The following is a 20,877-nucleotide window of genomic DNA, read 5'->3' as shown; positions in this document are numbered from 1 at the left end:
GCACTTTGTGTGCTGGAACTTTTTTGCTCGAAGCATGAGGAACCGCTGGGCGTTGATGCTGAAATGTGCGCGGTCCAAAGATGGCCGTCGCTGCCCGCGTAGCTCGTGGACTGTCGAATCGGAGCACAACGTTGGGCTCGGTTACCGCGGCCGGCCGTACCGGGCGGCGAGACTCTCGCTCGCGGAGAGCGGCGTCTCGTCGTCGGTTCGGGTGGCCTTCACCTTGCGGCGTTCCCTCAACTCCGCCCACACGAAATACCCCAGTCCCATTGGGGCCATTATCCCGAACGCGAGCCACTGCAGCCCGTACGACAGATACGGACCCGCATCAAGTTGGGGAAGTGGGATGACTCCGAGCCCGCCCGGCTGGTGAGCATCGAGTTGTAGGTAGACGTCTTCGAGTTCGAGACCCGTCACAGCCGCGACCTGCGGCGCGTCGATAAAATACACTTGCTGATAGCCCGCGTCAGTGAAGGGCTCCTTGCCGTCCATTGTGCCTTGGGACTTGCGGATCCGAGCATCGAGCGAGACATTTCCGCCCGGTGCGGCGGGGATTGCGGGGACCTCGCTACCGCGTACCGGACGCACATAACCTCGATTGACGAGAATCGTCCGACCATTACCCAGCGCAAACGGCGTGAGCACTTCGTACGCGGGTTGGGATTCGACGCTGCGCAACCGGACGAGCACATCAGAGTCGGGCAGATACGAGCCCTGCGCGACGACCCGCCTCCACTCGTCGTCGATCGTCGCACTGTCACCGCCGAGCAGCTCGGCGACAGGGACCGGGTCCTGCGCCATCGATGCCGAGATCCGCGCATTCCGATCCTCGGTGCTCGTGTTCTTGCTCAGCTGCCACGGGGCGAGCAGGGTGAAGCACCCATACGCGAAACCGACTACCACCACGGCCAGAATGAACCAGCTCGGACGGAGAAGAAACATCACACGGCGCACTTGTTCACGGTAGACCCCAGAGTGGACTCTTCTGCCATCGCATCCCCTCTCGACGCGCTCAACGCCCAGCTGCTGCGGCGCCTCCACCTCGACCTCACCCACCTGACCTTCGAGTCGAGGATGGGGAACAATCCGGGGCGTTTGAGGTGGAGCACCTTGCTGATCTTGGCTACCCCCACGCGCCGGGGCGCGGCCGTGCGGAAATGGTCGTAGAGGGCTTCGGCCCGGTCGTAGAGCTCGCCGCTGATGTTCGGGTCGGCCTCGACCAGTTGTGCTTCGATCGGCGCCGCCGCCCACGGGGCGTCGACGGCGGTACGGATGAACCAGTCGAGTTGGGCGTGGCTGATGCGGGAGCGCACCTTGTGGGTGCGGGCGATCTCGTCGGCGGTGATCTCCTTGAGTGCTCCGGGTCCGGGCAGGTCGTAGCGGGCCACGGTCACCGCCGGATAGCCGTGGGCCTTGGCGGTCGCGGTGTCGATGTCGATGCTGCGTCCGGCGATCACCAACACGGTGGCCCCGTCCTCGCCGCGGGTGCGGTTCATGGCTTCTGCCGCCCGGCCGGGTCCGGGTCGGTGTCGTTGATGCCTCCCAGATCGGTGTATGGAGTCGCAGCGGACGTGTCTGCGGTCGTCGCAGCGGCGATTTCCGTCGGGTCCGGCCGGCTCGAGATGCGGATCGTGCGAGCGAGTGCCCGCAGGTCCTGGAGCGAGCGGATTCCGTCCGGGACGCTGTCGTCACCGGGTGACCGTAAGGCGTTCGAGTTCAGCGGGTTGGTGGCATGCCGCTCTTCTCCATCCTCGTCCGCGTACGGAGAACGGTCTCCGAGCATCTGGCGGCTCAATTCGCGCATCTGGCGACATTCCTCGATCTTTTCGACGGCCTGCTGTGCTCGGATCTTTTCGGGCTTGAGGTACTCCTCGATCCGTCCGATGTCCGTGGCGAGGTGCGCCATCGCGGGGGCGATCTTCTCCAATGCCTGTATTGAGCGTTTCTGCAGGGAGTGCAGTGAGTCCGAGTGCGTCGAGAATGTTCCCCACCTATGAACGCTCATGTCGAGCACGAACGTGTCGCTGTAGGTATCACGCTCGTTGGGGGCAGATCCGTAGGTGATGGTCACGGTGACTCGATCGGGGATCTGTTCATCGTTGCGGATGGACCGGTCGGGGTCGTCCGGGTCCTCTTTGCCGATGAAATAGATGTTGAACAGTTCGTTACCGGGCATGAAGGTGGGGATGGGGTCGGCGTAGCGCTTGAGGAGGAATGCGATGATGCTCGGCTGGCCGCTGTGGGTAGGTTGCTCAGCCAGTGGTGGGTCGAATTCAACCTTGACGTTGTACGCCACCGAGGGTCCGAAGTTGCGTACGACCAGAGACGCCGTCCGAGCAGATAGTTGAGGATCGATCACCAATTCAGCACCGACCATCGGCCGTGATCGGTCCCGACTGTCACGCTTCGTCGCCCGCAACGTGCGAACAGCCACGAAAGCTGCGGCGACCGCCGCCGCTGCGGCCACGACCGTCGCACCACCACCGACAGCCGCACCCACCGCGGACACAAGATCGGTGGTGTCGGACGCAAGGACAGTCGGCACAGTTCTTCTCCACGGGTATTCAGGCGGCAGGGTGGGCGATAATGTCCGATACATCGTCGCAGCATCGAGTTTCAATACTCGAGCGGCGAGTAGCTCCCGATTCTGGGTAGACCTGTGGACGGACTTCCGCGGGAGAAGTTCCGCTGAATCCTCTACAGGTAGCTACTGCACCGGCGACGGTTCCGGACGCAGTTCGGCCAAGGATCCCACCGCGGTGATTCCGACGGGTTCGGTGGTGGATAGCGGAATCACCGCGTACCGGTCGGCAAGCTCACCCCGGACCTTGTCGATCTGCTCGAGTTCGGCTACGGCCCGCCGGCGGAGCAGCGGTGCGGTGGGCTCCGCTGCGGCAAGAGAGTTGTTGACCACCCACGCCCACGGCTCGATACCGGCGCGTCGCAAATCGCCCTGCAGACCGGCGGCCTCGAGCACCGGAGTGGTCTCGGCGAGCGTGACCAGCACAATCTTGGTCTGTGCCGGGTCCTGCAGCCGCATCAAAGGAGTGGTGAAGCGTCCGCCGTCGCCCATCTGCCGGGCGATCTCACGGTGATACGAGCCGGTCGCATCGAGCAACAGCAAGGTGTGACCCGTGGGGGCGGTGTCGACGACGACAAACTTGCGGCGTGATTCGTGGATGACCTTCGAAAACGCCTGGAACACCGCGACTTCTTCGGTGCAGGGGGACCGCAGATCTTCGGCGAGGGTGGCGCGGCCGGCGTCGTCGAGCCCGGCGCCCTTGGCGGCCAGCACCCGGTTGCGGTAGGCCTGACTGGCCTCATGGGGGTCGATGCGGGAGACCTCAAGATGGTCGAGTTCCCCGGCGAGAGTGTCGGTCAGGTGCGCGGCAGGGTCGGTGGTGGTCAGGTGCACGTCATGGCCACGGCGGGCCAGTGCCACCGCGATCGCGGCGGCGACGGTGGTCTTACCGACCCCGCCCTTGCCCATGCACATCACCAAACCGTGCCCGTCGGACTCGATCTCATCGACCAGATCCGCCAGGGAAGCATCGGTGACCGCCGCGACGTCCGGATCGACGCCGACGGCACTCGAGGCCGTGGTGATGTCGAACAGGGTGGCCAGAGCGTCGAGACCGACCATGTTCACCGGCTTGAGGGCGACCAGATCCGTGGGCAGCGCCGCGATCGCGGCGGGAACCGCGGCGAGCGCCGCCTGTTCGCGGTGATGCACGGCGGTGGCCAGCTGATCGGTGTCGTCGACGGGGGCGGGCAGCACGCCGTTGACGACCACATGCTGTCTCGTCATGCCGATCGCGGCGAGTTCGTCGTGGGTGCGGGCGATTTCGGTCAGCGCAGAGCGGTTGGCGCGGGCGACGAGCACCAGGCGGGTGCGACCGGGATCCGACAGCGCCTCGACCGCGCCGGCGTACATGGCCTTCTGCTTGTCGAGGCCGGCGAGCGGCCCGAGGCAGGACGCGTCGCCCTTGCCGTTATCGAGGAATTCGGTCCAGTTGCCGGGCAGCTGCAGCAGCCGGATGGTGTGGCCGGTGGGGGCGGTGTCGAACAGCACGTGATCGAACCCGGCGACCCGGTCGTCGGGATCGGTGAGCAGCGAGGTGAATTCGTCGAACGAGGCCACTTCGGTGGTGCACGAGCCGGACAACTGTTCGGTGATCGACGCGATCTCCGCGTCGGGCAGCAATCCGCGGACCGGGCCGACGATGCGTTCACGGTAGGCGGCGGCGGCCTGTTCGGGATCGATCTCGAGCGCCGACAACCCCGGCACCGCGGGGATCTCGGTGATCGTGTTGCCGATGCTCAGACCGAAGACCTGCCCGACGTTCGACGCGGGGTCGGTCGAGACCAGCAGCACCCTCTTGCCGGCTCGGGCCAGGCGCAGCGCCGACGCGCACGCGATGGAGGTCTTGCCGACCCCGCCTTTGCCGGTGAAGAACACGAACCTGGGTGGGTCGGTCAGGAACGTCGGGTCGGTGGCAGTCATGGCAGCAGATACTCCTCGTCGGACGGATCGGCGGGCGGGTGCGGATCTGGGTGGTCAGCAGCAGGTGGACTCGTCCGGTGTGCAGCACGAGTCGTTGTCGTCGGCGAGCCCGAGCATGGTCACCCCGGACGGCGCTGCGGCGGGAACATCGAGTCCGGCCCACGTGGCGAGCTCGGCGCGGGTCGGGTAACGCCCGGTGGCGACGGTGACGTCGTCGACGAGCACCAGCGGAAGACCGTCCGATCCGGCAAGTTCGAGGAACTTTGTGACGGTCTCGTTGTGCGCGAACGCGAGCGGGTCGTTGGCCAGATTGTGGCGGGTGATGGTGGCGCCCTGCCCGGTCAGCGCGGCCATGTCGGCGGTGAAGGTGACCAGGTTCTGGTCGAGGTCCTCGCCGCACACGCCGGTGTTGCAGCACAGGGCCGGTTCGAAGACTGCGATCGTGCTCATGGTGTTCTGCTCCTGGTTGGGGTAGGTGCTCAGCGGGTCGCGTCGAGTAGCCGGGTGGCGAGTTCGTCGACGCGGGTGGCGATGTCGCCGCGGACCAGACGCATCCGCTCGATACCGTCGACGCCGCGCTCGGACGGCTCGTCGATGTCCCAGTTCTCCACGACTACGCCGGCGGGCGCGTCGACGTGGGCTTCGCCGCCGAGGGTGACGACGAGGTCGACCTCGGACAGCAGCTGCGGATCGATCGGCTTGGGGTACTCGCCCGCGGTGGGTGCCCCGACTTCCTCGAGAACCTGCATCGACAGGGCGTTGAGCGACGAGCCGGGCGTGGTGCCGGCCGAATGGACAACGATCCGGTCGCTTGCGGTCTTGCGCATGAGGGCGGCAGCCATCTGGGATTTGCCGCCGTTTTTCACGCACACGAACAGCACCGAGGGTGTGGGCACGAGGGGTGGTCCTTTCCGACGGACTCGGGTTGACGATTGAATTGATAGAAGTCAATATAGACGTATGTCGAATCAGATGTCGAGCGAGGCCGAGCTGTGCTGCCCTCCACTCTCGCGTGAGCCCCTGACCTCCGATTGGGCCGGCGACCTGGCCCGCATGTTCAAGGCCCTCGGCGATCCGGTGCGCCTGCGCATGCTCAGCATGATCGCCAGCCACCAGGGCGGCGAGAGTTGCGTGTGCGACATCAGTCCCGCCTTCGACCTGTCCCAGCCCACCATCTCGCACCACCTCAAGGTGCTGCGCGAAGCCGGACTGCTCGACTGCGAACGCCGCGGCACCTGGGTGTACTACCGGGTGATCCCTGCCGCGCTCGAGCAGTTGTCCGCAGTGCTGGCCACCGAATCGGGGGTGCTACCCGGATCGACCTGTGCGTGCACCCCGGCCGAACCTCATCAGGAGACCGTTTCGTGACCACCACCACCGAAAACCGTTCTGTGGCAGGAAAAATGTCGACCCTCGACCGCTTCCTGGCCGTGTGGATCGGCATCTCCATGGTCGTCGGCCTGCTGCTCGGCCGGATGATCCCCGGGCTCGGCGACGCTCTGAGCGTCCTCGAGATCGACAACATCTCGCTGCCGATCGCCCTCGGTCTGCTGATCATGATGTATCCGGTGCTCGCGAAGGTGCGCTACGACCGTCTCGACACCGTCACCGGCGACCGCAAACTGCTGATCTCGTCGTTGATTCTGAACTGGGTACTCGGCCCGGCGCTGATGTTCGCCCTTGCGTGGTTGCTGCTGCCGGATCTGCCCGAGTACCGTACGGGTCTGATCATCGTCGGCCTCGCACGCTGCATTGCGATGGTCATCATCTGGAACGACCTCGCGTGCGGCGACCGCGAAGCCGCCGCGGTGCTGGTCGCGATCAACTCGGTGTTCCAGGTGATCATGTTCGCCGTCCTCGGCTGGTTCTATCTCTCGGTGCTGCCGGGATGGCTCGGACTCGAGCAGACCGCTTTCGACGTCTCCCCGTGGCAGATCGCCAAATCGGTGTTGATCTTCCTCGGCATCCCGCTCGTCGCCGGTTTCCTGACCCGGCACTTCGGTGAAAAGGCCAAGGGCCGTGACTGGTACGAAGACACATTCCTGCCGAAGATCGGACCGTGGGCGCTGTACGGGTTGCTGTTCACGATCGTGCTCCTGTTCGCGCTCCAGGGCGAGCAGATCACGTCGCAGCCGTGGGACGTCGCGCGGATCGCGTTGCCGCTGCTCGCCTATTTCGTCCTCATGTGGGGCGGTGGGTTCCTGTTCGGCGCCGCGATCGGTCTGGGTTACGAGCGCACGACCACCTTGGCGTTCACCGCTGCGGGCAACAACTTCGAACTCGCTATTGCCGTGGCGATCGGCACCTTCGGTGTCACCTCGGGTCAAGCTCTGGCCGGTGTCGTCGGTCCGCTGATCGAAGTGCCGATCCTCGTCGCCCTCATCTATGTCTCGTTGGCGCTGCGCAAGCGTTTCAAGAGTTCAAATACCCCTGCTGTGCAGTAAAAGTCGATACGCCAGGAGGCGACCGATGTCTTCACACCCCGCACAACCGGAACTGCTCATGCCTCAGGCGGTGCTGCAGCGTTCCGCCGAGCACCTCGCCGACAAGTACGCCGGGGTGTTCTCCCCGCAGACCGTGGAACGGATGGTGTTCGAGTCGTACGCTGCGCTGCGCCGCACCGCCAAGATCCACACGCACCTGACCGCCCTGGCCACCCGGTTCGCCGGCGAACGCCTCACCGCGCTGGCACAAGCCGACGGTGCGATCACCAAGGACGTACCGGAGGTGCTGTTCGTGTGCGTGCGCAACAGCGGCCGCTCCCAGATGGCGGCGGCGTTGCTCGCCCACCACGGCGTCGGACGCGTGCATGTGCGCTCCGCCGGATCGGCGCCCGCATCGTCGATCCATCCCGTTGTCGTCGAGGCGATGGCCGAGATCGGGCTCGATCTCGGCGCCGAATACCCCAAACCGCTCACTGATGATGTGGTGGCGGCCGCGGACGTGGTGGTCACCATGGGCTGCGGTGACGCCTGCGCGGTGTATCCGGGCAAGCGCTACCTCGATTGGTCGCTGCTCGACCCGGAAGACGAGTCGCTCGAGGCGGTGCGCGGCATCCGCGACGACATCGATGCCCGGGTCCGTGTCCTGCTGACCGAGCTCGGCGCTGTCTCTGTCTGATCTTGTCTCTGCCTGACCTTCCTCTACGAAAGGACGTTCCACTTCATGACCACCCACTCCGCCACCGATCGCACGCCGTCGGTGCTGTTCGTGTGCGTGCACAACGCCGGCCGTTCCCAGATGGCCGCCGGGTTCCTCACCGCCCTGGCCGGGGATCGGATCGAGGTCCGCTCCGCCGGCTCCGCTCCGGCCGCGCAGGTCAACCCCGCTGCGGTCGAGGCGATGGCCGAGGTGGGGATCGATATCTCCACGCAGAATCCGAAGATCCTCACCGTCGACGCAGTGCAGGCCTCCGATGTGGTGATCACCATGGGGTGCGGCGACACCTGCCCGGCATTCCCGGGCAAGTCCTACCGGGACTGGGTGCTCGAGGACCCGGCCGGGCAAGGGGTCGAGGCGGTGCGGCCGATCCGCGACGAGATCAAGGCCCAGGTCGAGGCGCTGATCGCCGAGCTCGTTCCAAACGTCGCCCGCGCATCAGCGTCCCCGCACTGTCGATGACCTGATCATCGACAGTGCGAGCGATGCCTCACGGCAGAGATGCTGTCGGTGTGTCGGGAACCATGCGTGGCACGAGCCGGACGTAGAGGACCATGCCGACGAGCTCGACCAGGGTTTGCGTGACGACGATGACGGGGGTCAGGGCATAGCCGGCCGGTAAGGCGAGCGCGAGCGGAAGTACCACGAGCGAATTGCGGGTGGCACCACTGAAGATCAACGCACGTGAGCGGCCGACGTCGAACCGGAACACTCGTGCCGCGATGAATCCGAGTCCGGCCATGAGAATCAAGAAGGCGGCGTAGACGGGGATGACCGTGCCGACGTGGTGGAGTTCGTCGCGAATTTTCGGGATCTGACCAGCCACGACGACGAACAGGGTTCCGGCCATCAGTGGAACCATCGCCGCGGTGAACGCGGTGGTGAGCACGACACCGACACGGCGCCGTGCAGCCAGGGCCTGCGTGACCCACGCCAGGGCGAGCGGTGCGACGATCAGGATGAGAAACGCCTCGAGGAACGGTGCGACGTCGACGATATCGGTGAGCTCTGATCCCATGAACAGCCACAACAGCAGCGGCAGTGCCGCCATCTGGGCGAACATCAGCAGCGGTGAGGCGGCAAGCAGTCGCCTGCTGTCACCTCCGGCGAGACCGGAGAACACGATGACGTAGTCGATGCAGGGCGTGAGCAGGGTCAGCAGGATGCCCAGCAGCACGGCCTGCGGGAATGTCACCACCAACGTCAGGGCGGCGACGACGAGCGGGACGACGACGAAATTGAGAACCAGGGCCGCGGTGAGGAACCGGCGGTCGCGGACGGCCTCGGCCAGTGTGGTGAACGGCACCTGCAGGAAGGTGGCGTAGAGCAGTGCCCCGAGCAGCGGGTAGATGCTCGCTTCGAACACCGACGAGGAATCCGGCAGGGTCAGTCCCACGACGGCGCCGGTCACCAGGGCACCGAGGTAGACGAGGATCTGGTGGCGTTCGAGCCACTGGGTCGCGGACATGCGCTGGTAGAGGCCTTTCGAGGCGGGTCGAGCGAGGCAGCAGTGGGGACCGGCTGTGAAAGCCAGGGATGTGGGACCGGTGGTCAGCGAGCAGGTGGGGCGCTCGTGCCGTCGCCGAACAACGCGCGCACCATTTCTGCAGCCGCTGCCGGTGCCCCCACGTCGAGGATCACTTCGGTACCGCGCAGATGCAGGTCGAATTCGTAGAACGGGCAGCAGTGCTGCTCGGCGGCGGCGAGTTCGGCGAGTGCACCGACTCGGTCGATGGGCAGGCGCAGTCGCACATCCGCCGGACCGGGTTCGCGGACAACGTCGACGAGTACCTGCTGCCACCGGTGCACACGTTCCCCGTGGTCGGCGGCGTCGAGGGAGCAGGCAATCGGCGGGTCGGCCGGCACGGTGATCGCCGCGCCAGGCGCAGCGAAAGGAGGGTCGACGACCTGGGTGCGGGGCTGCGGCGCAAGGAATCCGCAGCCGGCATCGCACGGCTCGGCGCGATCAGGCAGGTCGTCGAGCTGGGCAAGAGCATGCCGAAGCGTGTCGGTGAAGGCGGCGAGTTCCGCGGTCCGGGTGGCGGCCTCGTCCAGGCGAGCGGCCATCTTCGGGCGTAGCTGCGCACGGACCTCGGCGCAGGGATCGTGCTCCCACACCGCCAGTAGTTCGCGGATCTCACCCAAGGGGAGTCCCACGTGCTTGGCCGCCTGGATGAACGCAACGCGGTCGACATCCCGATCTCCGTAGACGCGATATCCACTGTCGGTGCGCCCCGCCGGGACCAGTCCTGCGGATTCGTAGAACCGCAAGGTGGTGGCCGGGACACCGGTGTGTTCGGCGAACTGGGAGATCAGCATCGTGCTCACTCCTCGACGGTAAACCTTCGAGTCGACTCGAAGGTCAAGCCCGACACCGGCTCAGCCCTGCCGACCTTCGACCCGGCGGAGCACGTCGATCAGCTCCGCGGTGCTCGGGGCGCCGCCGGGTCCGTCGGCGGTGCGGTAGACGCGGCAGGTCAACCCGACACCCTCGGTGGGACCGAACGGGTCGATCCCGTCGATGCGGATCGTCGGGGAGCCCGCGAAGGCGGCGCGCTCAGCAGCCTCCGGGGTCTCGATACGGCGCAGCCGGATCGGGGTGCCGGCGTTGCCGGTTGCGGCCAGGGCCTCGGCGAGGCGGTCGCGGGCGAGCTGCCAGTTCGGGCAGCCGTCGAAGTACAGCAGTTCGATATCCATGGCGGTCGGTCCCGTTCGTCAGTGGTTGTCAGCGGCGGGAACGGACTCGGAGCGGCGTTCGAGCAGTACCGTATCGCGCCACACCCCGGCGAGTTTGCCGATGCGTTCGCGCACACCGACGGTGCGAAACCCCGCCGAATGGTGCAGGGCGAGGCTGGGACGGTTCTCCGGGAAGATGGAGGTCTGCAGCGTCCACAGTCCGGCCTGATCGGCGGCGATGACCTGGGTACGCAGCAGCGCTTTGCCGACCCCGCGTCCGCGCATGCCGTCGCCGACGTACACCGAGTTCTCGGCCACCCCCCGGTAGCACTCGCGCCCCGACACCGGGCTCAACGCTGCCCAGCCGACCACCTGGCCCTCGATCTCGGCGACCCACCGATGCCCGGGCAGCCACTGGTCCTCGAGGACCTCGCGGGTGGGAACCTCGGTGGTGAACGTTGCGGTACCGGTGGCGATGCCCTCTCCGTAGATGCGGCGCACCGCCTCCCAATCGCGGTCGGCGAGCGGGCGCACGCTCACGTCGGCCGGGACGTCCTCGGGGCAGCACGGCCGTGCGGTGAGCACACCCATGACCGCGTCGGCGGCACTGGGTAGGTCGCTGCAGCAACTCGGGTTGACCATCACCACGGTGCTGGTGCCGTGTTTGCCGGTGGTGACGAAGCCGACGTCGGCGAGCTTGCGGACGTGATGGGAGATGGTGGGCTGGCCGATCCCGAGGATCTCGGCGAGTTCCCCGACGGTGATGCCGGCCGGGCGGGCGGCGACGTGGTGCAGCAGCCGCACCCGGGTGGGCTCGGCCAGGCAGGCGAACCACCCGGCGTAGGTGGCCGCGTCCTCGGGGCTCAGGGCGTCGATGTCCACCTCCGCGCCGGGGATGGCCGGGGTCGGCAGGCCGAGTGATGTCATACCCCCACTATATCGATCGGCATCGATGGCTGCATTCATCGATGCCCATCTATATTCTGGCGGCAGCTTAGATCGATACCCATCGATGAAAGGATCTGTTATGAGCGAGTTGCCCGTCGTCGTGGTGGGAGCCGGACCGATCGGCCTGGCCGCCGCCGCTCACCTGCGTGAAGGCGGCCTCGAGCCGCTGGTACTCGAGCGGGGTACCAGCGCCGGAGCCGCCATCACGCAGTGGCACAGCGTCCACACCTTCTCCCGCTGGGCCGAACTGATCGACCCCGCAGCCCGCGTCTCCTCGACACCACCGGCTGGAGCGCCCCCGGCGTCGACTCCTACCCCACCGGCCAGGACTGGGCCGGCCGGTACCTGACCCCGCTGGCCGACGCCCTCGGCGACGCGGTCCGGCTCGACCACCAGGTCATCGGCATCGCCCGCCGCGGCCGCGACCGGATCGTCGACGCCGGACGCGACACCGAACCGTTGTCGGTGCACGTACGCCACCGCGACGGCACCGAATCCCGCCTGCTCGCCCGCGCCGTGATCGACGCCTCGGTCACCTGGGACACCCCCAGCCCCCTCGGCGGTGAAGGACTGCCCGCCCTGGGCGAGCGCGCCGCCGCCGAGAAGATCACCTACCGCGTCCCGGACCTGGGCGAGGACGCGGTGCGCGCCCGCTACGCCGGCCGGCACACCGTCATCGCCGGTAGTGGCCACTCAACGCTCAATGCCATCGTCGCGCTGGCCGAACTCGCCCGCACCACCCCCGGCACCCGGCTGACCTGGGTGCTGCGCCGCGGCGACGTCGGGCTGCGCGCCAAGACGGCCGTCGACGCCGGACTCCTCGAGGTCGTCACCGGCTTCCGCACCGCCGCCGTCGAACCCACCACCGACGGTCAGCTCACGCTGGTCTCTGACACCGGCGCCCGCATCGACGCCGTCGGCGAGGTCATCGCCTCGACCGGGTTCCGCCCCGATCTGTCGTGGCTCTCGGAAATCCGCCTCGACCTCGACCCGGTCCTGCAGGCCCCGACCGCGCTGGCCCCGCTGATCGACCCAAACGTGCACTCCTGCGGCACCGTCTATCCGCACGGAGTCGCCGAGCTCTCCCACCCCGAACCCGGCTTCTACGTCGTCGGCATGAAGAGCTACGGCCGGGCCCCGACGTTCCTGGCGATGACCGGATACGAGCAGGTCCGCAGCATCGCCGCCGCCCTGGCCGGTGACCACGACGCCGCGGCCCGGGTCGAGCTGACCCTGCCCGACACCGGGGTGTGCGGCGGCGCCGGAGTCTTCGACGAATCGACCAATCCCTGATCCCCCGCTCCCAAGGCCATCACTCGTATCGCAGTCAGATGCGGCGCCGACGCATCGATGCCCGCCTCGTACATGTCGGTGACTGATCGAGCGCTGTGCGTGCGCCTGTAGCTTCCACCGCCGACCAGCTGTCCGAAGGAAACCTCCAAGTCCCGGTTCCCGGTTATCCGGAGATAGTGACCGAAAAGCCGGGTGAACTGATCCGGGGAAAGGCTGATCGCTATGTCGTTGTCGGCTACGTCGTGTCGTCCAGCCGTGCGAGCACCCGTGACAATTACATCGGCGCCCAGTGTGCCTGCGGCACTGGCCAACGCAGCCGCTCGATGGCGGTCGGCGATCGACAACTCATCGTGGCCAGCGGCTACCTCACCACGGTGATGGTCGAGCTGCGAGTAGACACCGAAGAAGTGTCCTGTGGCGCCCAGCACCTGGTCAACGCCAACAAACCCCTCCACCCCCACGACCGAGGAGTCACCCCTTCGGGGAGCCTCGTCCACGGTAGTGAAGTGAAAGCGGTACCACCGGTCGATGCCGAGAGCATTCATCCAATCGGATGGTGAATCGTCGTCGTTCTGAACGACAAGGCAGGACTCGATCTCGCTCCTCGTCAAGAGCGCTACCAGCGCCTCCACCGAGGATTGTTCGAGGGTGCCAGTGTCAACGAGAACTCTGATCTGACGAGTCGCCGGTTGTAGGGGATACAGCGGAACGCTCTCGCGTCCAGGAGAACTGACAGGTGGTCGAACGTAGCGGACGAAACGATGATTGGGGAGACCCCGGGGCACAATCAGCGGCACGATATTAGATTCGCATCTCCTGGCCCCGGGACCATCCAGCGACATCGCCGTCGGCGGCACATCACGTGAATAATCTGTGATCACCTGGTGTAAGTCGCTGGACCTGGCACCTGACGTAAGTGTCGATACTGATGGTGACAGTCCGGAGGCACGGGAGTGTCCGAGCGGGCGGGGATGTCGTCCCCATATCGTGCCGCCGCCGGTTGATGTCGGTGTCTGGTTCACCGGCTCCACGACCGTACCGACAAGGCGTTGCAGAAGCTCGCGGTGCCGGCCGGATGCTGCGCGAGGCAGGTGGGCAATGGGCTACGCCGCCGCAGCGTGCTGGCACGAAGTGGACGGGGAAGGGATCGGGTGCATTCGGTCGCCTCTCGGCGAAAGGCGCAACACGGCTCCAGCCGAACGGAACTCCGTGAAGGCAAAGGGTTGAGCCCGGGGGACACGGAAACGCACCCGATCCGGACAGTGCAACGCGCCCCTGCCTCCGGCTATTCCCGGCGCGAGTTGTCGTGGGCACGATAGCGTGAACTGCACCAGTGGCTCGGACCCAGGCCTTCTGATCCGCGTCGATACCGATGCGTGCAGTGCGTGCGATGCGTGCACGCATCGCGAGCCATGCATGCACCGTGGGTCGCGGACAGCGTGCGAGGTCTGGGGCTCCTCTCGAACAAGGAATGCCGGGCTTACAGCTCCAGGTCGGGGCCAGCCTGGGGACTGTGGTCGGGTGGCTCCGGCTGGGCCGGGGTCGTACTACCGCCGGGTGTACCGGGCTTCGAGCGTGGTGGGTGACCGGACACGGCGGCGCGCAGAGCCGACAGCAACGCCTCCTGTCCGCTGGGATCACGAGCGATCTGCTGCGCGGTGCCGGTGTCGCTTGGCGGTCGGGCCGTGTGGGGGTCGACCACGTAGCGGCGAATGAGACCGGACAGACGCGCCGGGGCGATAGTCAGTCCGTCGATGCGCTGGCCGCGGTCGAGCATGGCGACCAGCTCGTGCAGAGCCCGGGCTGCGTCCTTGCGGGCACCGGTACGGGCGGTGTGCAGCTTCCAAGCGGGAAACCGGTCTCGGTGTTCATGGGTGATCGACAACAGGGTGCACAGGTCGGCGACATCCTTGGCGGCGAGGCGGCTGCGCCAGGCGAGCGCCTTGAGCACCACCGCCTGCTCGACGCCGGGCACCGGCACCCCGAAACGCACGGTCTCGCCGGTCGTCAGGCGTGCCCGCACCCGCACCCGAATCGGGTCGGCGGCCAGCGCGAGGGTCAGACCGGGAATGGCGTCGAAGCCGCGCCCGGCGTACTCGACGCGTTCGATCCGGCGACCACCGGTGCCGGGAACCAGGAGATCAACCGACAGGGGAGTGCCGTCCCCGGAGGGTGCCTCGTAGTGGTTGCCGGTCACCAGCCGATAACCACGGGCGAGTAGCGCGGTGTGGAAGGTGGCGTCGGCTGCGGCGACAGGGTCCATGCCGGCATCGGCGTCGGCGGTGACCCGGGCAGCGGTGTCGGTGGGGTAGAGGCGACCGAGCAGGTGCACCATGTGCCCGCCAACGACCCGATAGTTGGCCCCGGCCGCAGCGGCGGCGAGATCGGCCAACGCCCGCAGGCCGCGGTCGGCGGCATTCGACGCGGCGAGGATCTCCACCTCGGTCACAGAGCAGCCTTCTGACGGATCGTGGCGAACACATGATCGGCGGCTTCGGCGGCATCAGCGCCACCGGTGCGCAGCACATCGCCCGCAGTGATCAGCGGATCGGCCAACAGCACTGGCTCGCTGATCTCCGCGGTGCGCCACAGGGTCGGATCGGCGGGGACCTGCACGGCCATGGTGTGTTCGGCCTCGGTGGCGGGACTGAAGCCCGCGGCGGCGAGGTCGACGAACCGATCGGTGTAGAGCATCGCCCGGGTCGGCAGCCGCCATGGGGCGTACACATCGGCCGCGGCATCGCCGCTGACCAACACTGCCACATCCTGCCGGGCGCAGAAGTCAACAACGGCGGTGGCCTGGGCAATCACCGGATCCAGGCCGTACCAGTAGGTCACGGCGCCACCGGGACCGGGATAGCCGGCCAGATAGTCCGCGAGCAACTCCTCGGGGGATGCGGCGAACCAGCCGTGCTCGGTGCGCCGCACCGCCTGTAGCTGTTTGAGGGCGAATGAGACTGCCTGCTGGGAGACCTCCAGTGTCTCGGCGAGCCGGTGTTGGGTTTGCGCCCTATCCGAGAGCAGCAGGACCCGGGCCAGAGCCCAGCGCACCCAGGGTTTGCGGCCCCGGGCAGCAGATGCGGCAGGGGATGTAGGGGTTGCGTTTTCGGTCACGTCGTAGCGCGCGCCGGCGAATACGAGTAGGTCTTCGTCCACGGCGATGAGATCGATTTCGCCGTTTGTCGCGAGAGTGCGCAGATGCGCCGTGGCGTGTGGGGTTACCACGAGCACGCGCCGGGCTGGGCCCGGTTCGGCGAGCAGCCGGGCGAGGACCGTGGGGGTGGGTGGCCGCCGGGATATGCGCACCCGGGTCGGCAATTCCCGGCCGTCGGGCAGAGTCAGGTCCCAGGCGTCGAGGGAACCGGAGACAAGGCGGATGCCGGCACGACGCAGCAGCGCGATCGCGCCGGAGAGAAGCTGTGATGTTTCGGCCATGCTCGTCCCCTCGACGTGTACAAGCTTAGATGAGAAATCCTACTTTATCTTGTATTAGCTGCTAGAGCGTATAAGAATGTCGAAGTTCGCCCGGTCGCTGGTCGACTGGAGGCACGAGCGGGCACCGAACGGTGGAGCGGCTCGGCGCCGGCGTGCCTAACGTGACGGTGTCCGGTTCTGGTCCACCCTTCCGTGACGATCCAGCGGCGGGGTCGGTATCACCGGTTGTCGGGGTGAGACGGTCGCCGGGTCCCGATCCAGTGAATACCGTCGGGGCCAGGCGAATACGGGTGCGGCAGGTAGCTGGGACAGAACTCGCCGGTGTGCCAGGCGCTCGCGACTGTCTCCGGATCGTCGGGTGCGAAACCTGCTCGGATTGTGGGCAGGTGTTCGCGCCAACCGACCAGGCCGGAGTCATCGCGACCCCATACCCGCACCACCAACGTCATGACCGAATCCGCCCAGCTCAGCCGTTCGATCTCGTACACCCCAGTGTCCCAGGATCGTGCCGACAGATGTCTGGTCAGCGCGGACAAAAAGCGCATATCCTAGTCCGCTTGTTCGAAGTCACCGTGCCGGACGGTCGGCAGTTCCTCACCGACGTCGCTGGTGCTGTAGTACTCGTGGCGACCGTTGTTTCCGGTGCCTCGGTTCCGGTCCATGGCCGAAGTCTGCCAGGCGGAATTGCCAGGATCCCTACCCTGAGTCGCAGTGTCGCACCATCACACACAGTGGTCCAGAACCCGGTTTCCGACCCCACAGAGGATCCCCGGTAGCAACTCGCACGTGCCAGCGGGCTTGACGGCCTCTCGACGTGGCGTCCTTCGGATCGCAGGATGGCGCTGATTGGCGGGGTCACCCTTGCGCAGTTCCGCCACTGCGATAAATCATGGATAACCCCGATTATCCATCAAATGTGGAAGAGGCGAGAAGGGGCGATCGGTGGTCGCAGCACCCCGGGGGACGGGATGATCCCGCGCCACCAACATGCGCATCGTCCGCGCGATCTGCGGCGCGCAACGCGCACGCGACGACCACACGGTGCTGCCGCAACGCCGCATCGGTGAACCGTGGGTCGGTGCAGTGTGCGCGTCGCTGCGGCATGGCACCCGATGCATGAGCAGCCGAACGCGCGTCGAGCGGATCGGCGGCTCGATCCGGCACGGGCGCCGGCAGGCCGGTCGCAGTCCGGAGGTGAGCCGGACTCGAGCCAGAGGCCGAGTGACAGGTGGGGCCCATCGCATCGATCCGGGGCGAACCAGGGATCCCCGAACGCCTCGGACGCCCTGCCGCACCTGTCCGGAGGAGGTCCGGTTCCACTCTAGTTAACATAACTTAGGTTATCGGCAATCCTGCGACCTGCGCCTTTGCCGTCTATCTTGAGATTTGCGCGACTCTCGCTGCTTCGGCACCTCTCGCAGGCTTGTAGTGAGGTCGCTTGGGATCGTTCTACAAACAGGCTGCCGTGCGGAGGGTATAGACAGTAATCCTCGATGTGCAATCTGGTATCAATGACGCACTGTCGTAGCATCACTCGACGGTTTCCCGTCGCTTCGGCGTCCGATGGCAAGATCACTGCCCGCGCACGCTTAGCTCGTGCACCTAACTCTCTACTTCGTAGGTAGCAGAAAATTTCTGCAAGTCCGGCGTGTCTAGAGTGAAAGAACAAGACGAACTGTCATGATCGTCGGCATGTCCGATTGTGTCCGTCGCCGCAGAGTGGGCCGTCCCGCGCTGCCGTATACGCCTGTGCAGATGAACCTTCGTGTGCACCCAAGCGTGCGTCGGTTCCTTCATACCGAAGCGGAACGGCGTGGGCTCAACGCCAACACGCTGCTTATGGAGATCGTTGCGGACGCTATGGGGACGACAGTCGCCGACCTGACCGCCGCAGGGCTGCAGGAAGAGGAGGACACCCAGATCCAACGAAGCGCCTGACCGCGTAGAGCAGGCCTATACAAAAACGAAACCCCCGGCGTGCCGGCCAGGGGCTTCGAAATAAGTCACGTAGAGGAGAAGCGCCAACTTCTTGTTCCTCTACCTCCCCGAAGGGACACTCTTGCCTGAGTGGTCTCAGGGTATCGCACACCCTGAAGAAGGTTCAATCAAATCACCGCGTGTCGCCAGCGATTTAAGTACGGCCACTAAATGCTGCGGTTCGAACACGTCACAGATAAGTGACCCGCGTCTCATAGAGCGCTTGTTTGAGGTGTGTACTCGTAAATGGTCACCGCGACCCCGAGTACGTCTCGACGTGCAGCAAACGCATGACTACCTGGCCACATCAGCGATGCCTGCGACTGCACCGGCCGTGCCGTGGGCTATTCACCTCACTGATACACAGCGACGATTCCGGCTACTCGCGTTCGACTTCGATAGCAGTCGGCACGGTACTGAGACTGCCGTCAGTGATGCAGATCGCCTGTGCAATGTGCTTGATGACCTGGGAGTCGCATATCTGCGTACAGTCTCCGGTCCGACGAAGGGCCAGCACATATGGGTCCGGCTCACCGAACCGGGCACTTCTGCGGACAGTGTGCGCCGCTTAGCGCACGTACTACGCCAACACTACCCAAGTCTCGATCTGTCCCCGCTCACCAACTCCGCCACTGGCGCGGTGCGACCTCCTGGCGCTCCCCATCGTCACGGTGGCTGGTCCCTCCCCCATCTTCGTGGGCAAGCACTGATCGACACGTTGGTGCGCATGGATGCAGGTACTTCGCCCGAGGTGGTGCAATGGCTTCTCGCCCAGCATCCTCACACCGAATCTCATTTGCGAGACCCCCGTCTTCAGAGGGTCCGCATCGTCAAGGACCAGGCCGGACCGCATCTCGATCGCCCGCGCCGACCACTTACCGCCCGAACTCGCGCGCTTCTATCTACGACTCCCCCGCTAGGCACCGACAGATCGGCCCTCGCACACAGCATCCTGCTCGGGATGGCGAAAGCTGGTCGTACCCTGGCAGATGTCGAAGCAGTTGTCGGTTCAGCCCCGGGTCTTGTCCGCCTACGCGAAGACCGTGACCGGGGCCGAGATGAGACGGTTCGCCAGTGGCGGCGTGCCCTCGATACCGCCGCTCGGTTTACTCCGCCCAGTGTCACCGAACGCGAAGTTATCGATGACGAGCTCGACCAAATCGAAGCCGCTATTACAACAGACCCGACTCGTTGGGCACGCGCCGGCGGAGCGAGCGACGAACGAATCCTGCATGCCCTGGTCGTCCTGGCACGTACGGCCCGCACACGGACGCTGGACATAGATGTACGCCGATTGGCCGAAGCAGCCGCCGTTGATGCTTCCACGGTGTCTCGACGCCTGCGAGTGCTTGCACAGGAAGGCTGGATTTCTCGAGTTCGAGCAGGAGCAGGGACTCGAGCCTCCACCTGGGAGTTGAACATTCGGTGTTCTACTGCAACACAAGGGGAACCCGCCCCCCGCTCTGGTTCAGGGCTATCCCTAGAACTGTTGGACCACCACACTCACGATGTCTGGTCGAACGGAGCAGGGCTCGGTGGTGTGGGTGCCCGTGTTCACTGGGCAGTTCTCAAGTTCGGGGAAACCTCAACTTCCGCTTCCTTCGGAAATGACATAATTTCCTGGGTTACATCCTTTACTGGCTACACCCGAAGCACCGTGTCCCGGATCGTAGGAAAACTCTATGAGAAGGGGCTGCTTCCGAAGTTGTCGACTTCAAGAAATTCGCAACAGATGGACCGAGTGGCTGCCTCGCTCGGAGTTAGAGGCGTGGCAGCACAGAGAGCTCATCGGCACCTTGTCGACCGTGAACTGCATCGGTGGTGGCTCGAAGAAATTGAGTGGAGAAGCCGCCGCGGTAAGAAGCACGGCGTCCCTAGGACTCCCCCATCGAATCTGGCCCTCCCCATGGACGCAAGCGCTCGGATGCGATACGGACGATTTCCTGCCAGGGCCAATGGCCGTGCGGACTACCGGTCGGCGCGCCTGATCGTCACAGAAGCGCTTGCTGCGACGTCGTCCAACAGAAAGGCCGCATAAGTCTTGGAGAGGCCGAGCTTTCCCCTGGCAACGGATTCACCTATTACTATTGTAATATCTCCGGCAGTCCTGCGGATGAAGGGGGCGCTACGCCCAGAGTCGGGGGCAGTCGAGGAGGTCGCGTGACGGGGGAAGACGCCCAGCAGGGGGCATTCGGTTCCGAGGATCAGGGAGGACAGGGCGGTGGCGCAGAGCGAGGAATTCACGACACAGGTCGAGGGGATCGACCTGACGATCGCGGCCGAGACCAGGCGGATTCTGGTCGAGTGGCTGGGCGTCGATCCGGCGACCGAGCAGGAACGGATCGATCGGCAGGCCCTGCGCCTGCAGCAGCTGACCGAGGACGCGGCCGAACAGTTCGAGCAGGCGAACCCGCCGGCGCCGGACGCGACGTACCAGGACGCGGTCCGCGCGAAGGAAACGGCGTGGCGGGCAGCACGGGAGATGGTGCTCGAGAACGAACTGTATCCGCAGGTGACCCCCGAGATCCGACAGGACTGGGAGCAGTTCGAGCAGTGGGCCGAGCAGGAAGCCGAGAAGGACTGGGAAGCGGCTCGGGTAGCGCAGGACCCCGACCGGTGGCGGACGCAGAACGTCAGGCCGAACCCGACCGCGGTGCGGGTGGTCGAGCGAGTGTGGCTGGACAAGCCGGCATGGTTCCGGGCGTTGGCGCAGGCCCTGATCGCACAGCGGATCGAGGACAACCAGCCGGTGCCGGCGACCTCCCGCGACCGGCTGACCGAGGAGCTGACGGAGTTGATCGAGGACGAGATGCGGCGCAACCCGCCGGAGGACCCGGATCTGCCGTTCTGATCCAGGCGCAGTGGGCGCAAGTCCGCAGCGAATT

At 65.9% G+C, this 20,877-nt stretch carries 19 protein-coding genes and 1 pseudogene; 8 read left to right on the top strand and 12 right to left on the bottom strand.

What is annotated here, in order from left to right:
• Positions 1 to 141: 141 nt before the first annotated feature.
• The 6 genes from BLV31_RS00165 to BLV31_RS00140 all read right to left on the bottom strand — a co-directional run bounded on the left by BLV31_RS00165 (position 142) and on the right by BLV31_RS00140 (position 5,400).
• Positions 142 to 954: an SURF1 family cytochrome oxidase biogenesis protein gene (locus tag BLV31_RS00165; protein ID WP_039958570.1), complete on the bottom strand. Its 813-nt coding sequence runs from the start codon at positions 952 to 954 to the stop codon at positions 142 to 144.
• On the bottom strand, positions 942 to 1,496 hold the full coding sequence (locus tag BLV31_RS00160) for a DUF6308 family protein (RefSeq protein ID WP_006554193.1): 555 nt from the start codon (positions 1,494 to 1,496) through the stop codon (positions 942 to 944). Before BLV31_RS00160 ends, BLV31_RS00165 begins: the two co-directional genes overlap by 13 nt.
• On the bottom strand, positions 1,493 to 2,467 hold the full coding sequence (locus tag BLV31_RS00155) for a DUF8453 domain-containing protein (RefSeq protein WP_138941583.1): 975 nt from the start codon (positions 2,465 to 2,467) through the stop codon (positions 1,493 to 1,495). The genes BLV31_RS00160 and BLV31_RS00155 overlap by 4 nt, the downstream gene beginning before the upstream one ends.
• 240 nt (positions 2,468 to 2,707) lie before the next feature.
• Positions 2,708 to 4,504: an arsenical pump-driving ATPase gene (gene arsA, locus BLV31_RS00150; protein WP_006554195.1), complete on the bottom strand. Its 1,797-nt coding sequence runs from the start codon at positions 4,502 to 4,504 to the stop codon at positions 2,708 to 2,710.
• Positions 4,505 to 4,558: 54 nt separating this feature from the next.
• Positions 4,559 to 4,954 (bottom strand): arsenite efflux transporter metallochaperone ArsD, encoded by a 396-nt coding sequence (gene arsD, locus BLV31_RS00145; protein ID WP_006554196.1) that lies wholly within the window; start codon positions 4,952 to 4,954, stop codon positions 4,559 to 4,561.
• Positions 4,955 to 4,983: 29 nt separating this feature from the next.
• Positions 4,984 to 5,400 (bottom strand): arsenate-mycothiol transferase ArsC, encoded by a 417-nt coding sequence (locus BLV31_RS00140; RefSeq protein ID WP_006554197.1) that lies wholly within the window; start codon positions 5,398 to 5,400, stop codon positions 4,984 to 4,986.
• A gap of 64 nt (positions 5,401 to 5,464) precedes the next feature.
• Here BLV31_RS00140 and BLV31_RS00135 point away from each other — a divergent pair, with 64 nt between their 5' ends.
• Genes BLV31_RS00135 through BLV31_RS00120 form a run of 4 tightly spaced genes read left to right on the top strand, consistent with a single transcriptional unit; the run spans position 5,465 to position 8,125 of the window.
• Positions 5,465 to 5,872: an ArsR/SmtB family transcription factor gene (locus tag BLV31_RS00135; protein WP_006554198.1), complete on the top strand. Its 408-nt coding sequence runs from the start codon at positions 5,465 to 5,467 to the stop codon at positions 5,870 to 5,872.
• Positions 5,873 to 5,907: 35 nt separating this feature from the next.
• The gene (gene arsB / locus BLV31_RS00130; protein ID WP_006554199.1) at positions 5,908 to 6,948 is read left to right on the top strand and encodes an ACR3 family arsenite efflux transporter; all 1,041 of its coding nucleotides are present in this window, start codon (positions 5,908 to 5,910) and stop codon (positions 6,946 to 6,948) included.
• Positions 6,949 to 6,973: 25 nt separating this feature from the next.
• Positions 6,974 to 7,624, top strand: a complete 651-nt coding sequence (locus tag BLV31_RS00125) for an arsenate reductase ArsC (RefSeq protein WP_006554200.1) — start codon at positions 6,974 to 6,976, stop codon at positions 7,622 to 7,624.
• Between the two features lie 45 nt (positions 7,625 to 7,669).
• Positions 7,670 to 8,125 (top strand): arsenate reductase ArsC, encoded by a 456-nt coding sequence (locus BLV31_RS00120; protein WP_033098575.1) that lies wholly within the window; start codon positions 7,670 to 7,672, stop codon positions 8,123 to 8,125.
• A gap of 28 nt (positions 8,126 to 8,153) precedes the next feature.
• Here the strand turns inward: BLV31_RS00120 and BLV31_RS00115 are convergent, their stop codons facing one another.
• The 4 genes from BLV31_RS00115 to BLV31_RS00100 all read right to left on the bottom strand — a co-directional run bounded on the left by BLV31_RS00115 (position 8,154) and on the right by BLV31_RS00100 (position 11,266).
• Positions 8,154 to 9,131: an arsenic resistance protein gene (locus BLV31_RS00115; protein ID WP_064061720.1), complete on the bottom strand. Its 978-nt coding sequence runs from the start codon at positions 9,129 to 9,131 to the stop codon at positions 8,154 to 8,156.
• An 83-nt stretch (positions 9,132 to 9,214) separates the two neighbouring features.
• Positions 9,215 to 9,982, bottom strand: a complete 768-nt coding sequence (locus BLV31_RS00110) for a MerR family transcriptional regulator (protein ID WP_039586197.1) — start codon at positions 9,980 to 9,982, stop codon at positions 9,215 to 9,217.
• Positions 9,983 to 10,042: 60 nt separating this feature from the next.
• Entirely contained in the window at positions 10,043 to 10,360 is a 318-nt protein-coding gene (locus BLV31_RS00105) for a DF family (seleno)protein (protein WP_006554203.1), read from the bottom strand.
• 18 nt (positions 10,361 to 10,378) lie between these two features.
• Complete coding sequence (locus tag BLV31_RS00100; protein WP_064061719.1) at positions 10,379 to 11,266, bottom strand: helix-turn-helix domain-containing GNAT family N-acetyltransferase; 888 nt, start codon at positions 11,264 to 11,266, stop codon at positions 10,379 to 10,381.
• A 100-nt stretch (positions 11,267 to 11,366) separates the two neighbouring features.
• Between BLV31_RS00100 and BLV31_RS00095 the strand changes: the two are divergent.
• Positions 11,367 to 12,580, top strand: a pseudogene (locus tag BLV31_RS00095) (NAD(P)-binding domain-containing protein).
• 176 nt (positions 12,581 to 12,756) lie between these two features.
• Positions 12,757 to 13,140 (top strand): hypothetical protein, encoded by a 384-nt coding sequence (locus BLV31_RS00090; protein ID WP_065996612.1) that lies wholly within the window; start codon positions 12,757 to 12,759, stop codon positions 13,138 to 13,140.
• 920 nt (positions 13,141 to 14,060) lie between these two features.
• Here BLV31_RS00090 and BLV31_RS00085 read toward each other — a convergent pair.
• On the bottom strand, positions 14,061 to 15,029 hold the full coding sequence (locus tag BLV31_RS00085) for a hypothetical protein (protein WP_064061718.1): 969 nt from the start codon (positions 15,027 to 15,029) through the stop codon (positions 14,061 to 14,063).
• On the bottom strand, positions 15,026 to 16,015 hold the full coding sequence (locus BLV31_RS00080; RefSeq protein WP_019290647.1) for a hypothetical protein: 990 nt from the start codon (positions 16,013 to 16,015) through the stop codon (positions 15,026 to 15,028). The genes BLV31_RS00085 and BLV31_RS00080 overlap by 4 nt, the downstream gene beginning before the upstream one ends.
• Before the next feature lie 1,680 nt (positions 16,016 to 17,695).
• Between BLV31_RS00080 and BLV31_RS00070 the strand changes: the two genes are divergently transcribed.
• Together BLV31_RS00070 and BLV31_RS00060 are read left to right on the top strand one after the other, a co-directional pair.
• The gene (locus BLV31_RS00070) at positions 17,696 to 17,953 is read left to right on the top strand and encodes a hypothetical protein (protein ID WP_019287437.1); all 258 of its coding nucleotides are present in this window, start codon (positions 17,696 to 17,698) and stop codon (positions 17,951 to 17,953) included.
• Between the two features lie 2,260 nt (positions 17,954 to 20,213).
• On the top strand, positions 20,214 to 20,843 hold the full coding sequence (locus BLV31_RS00060; protein WP_033098580.1) for a hypothetical protein: 630 nt from the start codon (positions 20,214 to 20,216) through the stop codon (positions 20,841 to 20,843).
• Positions 20,844 to 20,877 lie beyond the last annotated feature (34 nt).

Origin of the sequence: Rhodococcus pyridinivorans, assembly GCF_900105195.1 — a bacterium.
Classification (GTDB): Bacteria; Actinomycetota; Actinomycetes; order Mycobacteriales; family Mycobacteriaceae; genus Rhodococcus; species Rhodococcus pyridinivorans.
This window is presented reverse-complemented; position numbering and strand designations above follow the sequence as displayed.

Bases quoted from the DNA above. Each gene is read 5' to 3' on its own strand.
- BLV31_RS00125 (WP_006554200.1), top strand. From the start codon at position 6,974: ATGTCTTCACACCCCGCACAACCGGAACTGCTCATGCCTCAGGCGGTG.
- BLV31_RS00100 (WP_064061719.1), bottom strand. From the start codon at position 11,266: ATGACATCACTCGGCCTGCCGACCCCGGCCATCCCCGGCGCGGAGGTG.
- BLV31_RS00160 (WP_006554193.1), bottom strand. From the start codon at position 1,496: ATGAACCGCACCCGCGGCGAGGACGGGGCCACCGTGTTGGTGATCGCC.
- BLV31_RS00105 (WP_006554203.1), bottom strand. From the start codon at position 10,360: ATGGATATCGAACTGCTGTACTTCGACGGCTGCCCGAACTGGCAGCTC.
- BLV31_RS00120 (WP_033098575.1), top strand. From the start codon at position 7,670: ATGACCACCCACTCCGCCACCGATCGCACGCCGTCGGTGCTGTTCGTG.
- arsB (WP_006554199.1), top strand. From the start codon at position 5,908: ATGTCGACCCTCGACCGCTTCCTGGCCGTGTGGATCGGCATCTCCATG.
- arsA (WP_006554195.1), bottom strand. From the start codon at position 4,504: ATGACTGCCACCGACCCGACGTTCCTGACCGACCCACCCAGGTTCGTG.
- BLV31_RS00080 (WP_019290647.1), bottom strand. From the start codon at position 16,015: ATGGCCGAAACATCACAGCTTCTCTCCGGCGCGATCGCGCTGCTGCGT.
- BLV31_RS00135 (WP_006554198.1), top strand. From the start codon at position 5,465: ATGTCGAATCAGATGTCGAGCGAGGCCGAGCTGTGCTGCCCTCCACTC.
- BLV31_RS00115 (WP_064061720.1), bottom strand. From the start codon at position 9,131: ATGTCCGCGACCCAGTGGCTCGAACGCCACCAGATCCTCGTCTACCTC.
- BLV31_RS00070 (WP_019287437.1), top strand. From the start codon at position 17,696: ATGATCGTCGGCATGTCCGATTGTGTCCGTCGCCGCAGAGTGGGCCGT.
- BLV31_RS00110 (WP_039586197.1), bottom strand. From the start codon at position 9,982: ATGCTGATCTCCCAGTTCGCCGAACACACCGGTGTCCCGGCCACCACC.
- arsD (WP_006554196.1), bottom strand. From the start codon at position 4,954: ATGAGCACGATCGCAGTCTTCGAACCGGCCCTGTGCTGCAACACCGGC.